We start from the raw sequence: 4,698 nt of genomic DNA, 5'->3' as shown, positions 1-4,698 counted from the left end.
GAGCGTCACGAAGCGTTCGCGCATGTACGGGTATGCGCCGGAACAGTCGGGATCGGCGTCGCACAGGGCGAAAGCCGAGCGGAATACCCCGTAGCGAGCCAGCTCGAAGGCGGCGTGATAGGGCGTCAGGGTGGAGATAGGCAGGGGCAGCGCGGCATCGAGCACGATGCTGCGCACGCGGTCCGCTGAGGCCGGCTCAGCCAGCAGAGCGAGCGCGACCTGCGCTCCATAGGAGAGGCCGTAAAGGTTATAGGCTGGATAATCGAGCGCCTGCATGAGCGCGGCGGCGTCCGAGGCCAGCGCGGACGCGGTGAACTGTTCGGGCTTGAGTCCACGCGCGGCCAGATCCGCCAGACACGCTTCCAGATCGGTCGCAAAGCCGGGTGTGCACTCAAAACGCGGCATGGAAAGACCGGCGCCACGCGCATCGAACAGGATCACGTGGCGTTGGGCACGGAACGGCGCGACCCGTGCGGCCAGATCCGCGAGGCTGTCTGGCGCGAGCACGCTCAGCCCGGCATCCCCACCGAGAAACAGGACTGGATCGAGCGCGGGGGAAGCGGCGGAACTGCGCAGCACGGCGACGGCCAGCGTCACCTGCGGGCCGCCGGGATCGGCGCGATCGGCGCGATCGAGGGAGACGTCGAGCGCGGCGCACCAGATCGTGCTGCCGTCGATTTCGCCGGGCGGCACGACGTCGCAGGGGTGAGGGGTGAGCGCGGGCGACTCGCCGCCCTGCGCCGCCGACGATTCCGCAGGAAACAGGATCAGCCCGCAGCAAACCAGCGCGATCCAGCGGCGCAGCACGGCGCTACTCCCCGGCGGGCAGCGCGTTTTTGGCCGCTTCGAGCGCGGCCCAGGCCGTTTCGAACTGGCTGGCCGGGACGAGCAGGTGGTCGCGCTCGAAGGCGCTGACGGCGAGGATCGAAACGCCCGCGTCGGCCAGGACACGGCTGACGAGCGCCATGAAACCGATCAGCTCGAAGTCCAGCGGCAGGTCGAAGGTGATCAGGCGGTAGGGCGCGGCGGCGCGGTGGTCGGGCAGGCGGCGCGCAAACTCTTCCCATTCCGCTTCGGGCAGGATCAGGGTGACTTCGTCTTTGTCCGCGATCAGGGCGCTGAACGGTGTGGCGCTTTCGGCCAGGACGCCCGCAGCGGCGACGATCGCGGGGGCGGGCAGGTGCACCGGAATGTACGGGACGGCATCCGTATATAACGCTGCGCGGGCGAGCGCTTGAACTGCATCCATGCCAACCTCCCAGGGTGTGAACGATGTTATGGGAGACATTATACCTGCCGGGCGGGCGGGAGTGTATCGAAAATATTAAAATTTGACGGCGGGACTTGCACAAGTGTTCGGGTTGTTGTATGATTGCTTATGTACGCAATTGCTGAATTATGCAACTATATTCACAATTGCACTGTTTTTTCAGCTTCTTTGTCATCTTGAATGGAGATCGGCTTATGTTATTCCGCCGTTTGGTTGCAGCTCAAGATGCCGCCCGATCCGTTTACAACGAGTACCCGCGCCAGTTCTGGCTGTTGGTCGGCGCGTCCTTCATCGATCAGGTGGGCAACGCGCTGATCTTCCCGTTTTTTGCGATGTTCCTGACCGACCATTTTGAGATCGATCTGGCGCAGGTCGGCGTTATTTTTGCGATCTTCTCGGCTGCCGGGCTGCTCGGCAGTGCCGTGGGTGGGGCGCTGGCCGACCGCTTCGGACGTAAGCCTATCGCGCTGACGGCCCTGGTGACGAGCGCGCTGGGGAACCTGGCGCTGGTGATGGTGAACAGCATCACCCTGTTATACGCAATCGCGGCGCTGATTGGTCTGGTGGGCAGCATCGGCGGCCCGGCGTGGCAAGCCATGATGGCCGATCTGCTGCCGGAAGAAAAGCGCGTCGAGGGATTCGGTATCATCCGCATCACGTTCAATCTCGCGGTGACGTTCGGGCCGATCATCGGCGGACTGCTGGCGGGGCTGTCGTATTTGCTGCTGTTCAGCGTAGATGCCGCGACGAGCGTGATTACCGCCGTGATCCTGTTCGCGCTGCTGCGCGAGACGCGCCCCGAACGGATGGAAACAGATGCCCCTGCCGAGTCGCTGGTGCAGACCTTCCGGGGCTATGGGCGCGTGTTCCGTGACCGGATGTTTATCACGTTTACGGTGCTGGGCATGGTGGTGTGGCTGGTCTACTTCCAGATGAACTCGACACTCTCGGTTTACCTGCGCGACGTGCATGGGATCGAGCCGTGGGGCTTCGGTCTGCTGCTGAGCATGAATGCCGTGATGGTCGTGCTGCTTCAGCTTTCGATCACGCGGCAGGTGCGCAAGCGCGGCTATCCGTCGATGCTGATCCTGGCGGTCGGTACGCTGTTCTATGCGATCGGGTTCAGCCTGTTCGGGTTCGTGGCAAGCGCATGGTTGTTCATCCTGGCGATGGTGATCATCACCGTGGGCGAGATGCTGGTCGTGCCGGTGGGGCAGGCGATCGCCGCACGGCTCGCGCCGGAAGACATGCGCGGACGTTACATGGCCGTGTTCGGGTTCGGATTCGCGGTCGCGTCGGGCAGTGGGACGTGGCTGGCGGGGCAGATCAAAGAATCCCTGGGATTCGAATGGGTGTGGTATCTGGGCGGGATCGTCGCCGGGCTGGCGGCGCTGGCCTACCTGACGCTGCAGATGCGTGCAGATGCGGAGGCATTCGAACCGGTTCCGGCGTTGGACCCGGTGCTGGAGTTCAGCCCGGAGCAGGGCGGAGATTAAGAATAGAGATCCGGGATTGGGGAACGAGGATCAGGGAAAAGTAGGATAAGAAAGAGCAGGGCGGATTTTGAACCCGCCCTGCTCTTTGTCCTCTATCGCAGGGTTCTAGACCTGCTCGCCGGGATCGAGCGGCATCAAGACGAGGCCGGAAATCATCTTGGGGTAAAAGTCGGTGCTTTTCTGCGGCATTTTTTCGCCGCGCCCCGCGATGGCCTTGATGCTGTCCATGCGGGTGGGGCGCAGGAAGAACACAAAATTCCCCTCGCCGCGATCCACGCTTTCGACGGCTTCCTGCGCGCGGCGATGGTAGCGGAGCATCGATTTGTCTTCGACGCCCTCTACCGGCACGCCCGCGACCTGTTCGATCAGGATGCGGTGGGCGATGCTGACGGCGAGCGACTTCCATTCCGGCGACTGGTCGCTGGTGATCAGGCGATCGATGAGCGCGGAGTCTTGCAGGGTGAGCGTGTAAAAGCCCACATCGGGGCCGCCGTAGTAGCCGAACACGTGGGGCGCGCCGGATGCGTTCAGCGCGTCGAGGCAGGCCGGCAGATCGGCAACCGGCTTCGCGTTGAAATAAAGCTTGGCGCGTTCCAGCACGTCGGCGGGGCTGGTCGTGGTGAAGTTGCAGATCTCGCGGTGGGTCGGCAGCACCACCAGACCCGGATCGTCCATGCTGACCAGCGTCGCGGCGACGTAGTTGAAGGCCGCATCGGGTGACGCGTCAGGGTGTGCGGCGCGCTGGGCGTTGCGGTAGTTCAGCGCGGTTTCGTAGCGGTGATGGCCGTCGGCAATAATCAGGTTGCGCTTGGGGTCCATCTCGGCTTCGATGGCGGCCAGCGTCGGCTCGTCAGTGATGGCCCACATACGCTGCCGCACGCCGCTTTCGAGTAGCTCCTCAACGTCGAGATCCGGCTGGCGGCTGCCGATGGCCTGCCGCAGCAGGGCGTTGACGCGATTTTCGGCGTCAGGGTAGAGCAGGAAGATCTGTTCGGTGTGGGCCTGAAGCGTGTTGATCAGGCGCAGGCGATCTTCCTTCGGCCCGGCGTGGGTGCGCTCGTGGGGCAGGATGATGCCCTCGTCGAATTCAGCCAGCTTCACGGCGGCGATCATGCCCAGACGGACGTACTGCTTGCCCTCGACGGTGAACGTCTGCTCGTAGGCATACACGGCGGGATGCTCGTCGCGGGCCAGTACATCCTCCGCCCGCCAGTCCTGGTAGAAGGACTTCGCACGGGTGTAGACGTTGGGGCCTTCGGACGAGTCGCCCGGCTCGGTTTTGCCCTGAATAATGCGCACGATGTTGTAGGGGCTCAGCGCGTAATAGCGGTCCTGCAGGTCGTCGGAGATGCGGTCATAGGGCTGGCTCACAACGGACTGAAGATCGCCCACGCGAGCGGCATTGTAACGGACACCGCGAAACGGCTTGATCACGGCCATGAAGTTACACCTTTCGCTTTCCGGTCCGGCGCGACTGCCGGAGCACTACGCTGAGCCGATTTTACCAGGGCGGCGATAGGGAGGCGAAGATCGGCTCCGGGTTCGGCTATCCGGCCTGTGACAGCGAGCGACTTTCGCACGGCGGCCCGGCATGGCGGGTGTATGCGAATTGTATTATGATGTATCCAGCATAGACTTTTCGCCGCTGAGGGAGGCTGTATGATGCACCGCGTGCAAAGAATTTTGGTGGTGTGGCTGGCATTAGTTGTGATTTTCGCCATGCCTGCTTTGGCTCTTGCGCAGGATGGCGGTCAGACCATCACCCACACGGTTCAGCCTGGCGAAACCCTTTGGAATATCGCCGTCGCCTATGGCACGACCGCCCAGGCGATCGCGCAGGCGAATAATATTCTGAACCCGCAGCTTATCTACGTGGGGCAGGTGCTGACCATTCCGCAGCCGGGCCAGCCCGCGCCGACTCCGGCGGCGGCT

General features: G+C 63.3%; 5 protein-coding genes. 2 read left to right on the top strand and 3 right to left on the bottom strand.

All coding sequences use genetic code 11. The features are described 5' to 3' along the window. On the bottom strand, nt 1-807 hold an 807-nt coding region (locus V7116_RS25450), incomplete at its 3' end, for an alpha/beta fold hydrolase (protein ID WP_324394813.1). 4 nt (nt 808-811) lie between these two features. Next, the gene (locus tag V7116_RS25445) at nt 812-1,249 is read right to left on the bottom strand and encodes an ACT domain-containing protein (protein WP_324394812.1); all 438 of its coding nucleotides are present in this window, start codon (nt 1,247-1,249) and stop codon (nt 812-814) included. A gap of 215 nt (nt 1,250-1,464) precedes the next feature. Between V7116_RS25445 and V7116_RS25440 the strand changes: the two genes are divergently transcribed. Next, nucleotides 1,465-2,766, top strand: a complete 1,302-nt coding sequence (locus tag V7116_RS25440; protein ID WP_324394811.1) for an MDR family MFS transporter — start codon at nt 1,465-1,467, stop codon at nt 2,764-2,766. A gap of 105 nt (nt 2,767-2,871) precedes the next feature. Here V7116_RS25440 and V7116_RS25435 read toward each other — a convergent pair whose 3' ends face one another. Further along, nucleotides 2,872-4,206: a DUF1015 domain-containing protein gene (locus V7116_RS25435; protein ID WP_324394810.1), complete on the bottom strand. Its 1,335-nt coding sequence runs from the start codon at nt 4,204-4,206 to the stop codon at nt 2,872-2,874. Between the two features lie 219 nt (nt 4,207-4,425). Here V7116_RS25435 and V7116_RS25430 point away from each other — a divergent pair. After that, the coding region (locus tag V7116_RS25430; protein WP_324394809.1) for a LysM peptidoglycan-binding domain-containing protein at nt 4,426-4,698 on the top strand (273 nt) is incomplete at its 3' end.

It is taken from the genome of Aggregatilinea sp. (assembly GCF_036822615.1).
GTDB lineage: Bacteria > Chloroflexota > Anaerolineae > Aggregatilineales > Aggregatilineaceae > Aggregatilinea.
This window is presented reverse-complemented; position numbering and strand designations above follow the sequence as displayed.